Raw genomic sequence first — 501 nt, 5'->3', positions numbered from 1 at the left:
GTAGTGGCGGCAACATAATATCCATAACATGAATACGGAAAAATAAGTCCTGACGGAATTTACCTTGTTGAACTAATAAATCTAAGTCTTGGTGACTGGCACTGATTACTCGAAAATCAACATCAATTTCCTGATCTGAACCTACAGGGCGAATCTTTTTCTCTTGTACTGCCCGAAGCAATTTAACTTGCATACTTAAAGGCAATTCGGCAATTTCATCTAAAAATAAACTGCCACCGTGTGCTGATAAAATAAGACCTTGTTTATCTTGAGTCGCGCCAGTAAAGCTCCCTTTTTTATGCCCGAAAAGTTCACTTTCCATGAGCTCAGTTGGGATTGCTCCACAGTTAATTGCAATAAATGGTCCTTCACTGCGGTTGCTTAATCGGTGAATCAGATTAGCAACAACTTCTTTACCCGTACCAGACTCGCCTGTAACAAATACAGGAGCTTGGGAGCGGGCTATTTTTTTAATAGCTGTCCGTAAGTTTTGTATAGGTG

General features: G+C 40.3%; 1 protein-coding gene. It reads right to left on the bottom strand.

The window, feature by feature from the left end; translation table 11 throughout:
- Positions 1–501 (bottom strand): sigma 54-interacting transcriptional regulator (locus GBI16_RS18375; RefSeq protein ID WP_151707630.1); only part of this gene is annotated, 501 nt, incomplete at both ends.

The sequence above is a fragment of the Acinetobacter sp. TUM15064 genome, from assembly GCF_008980265.1.
Taxonomy (GTDB): Bacteria; Pseudomonadota; Gammaproteobacteria; order Pseudomonadales; family Moraxellaceae; genus Acinetobacter.
This window is presented reverse-complemented; position numbering and strand designations above follow the sequence as displayed.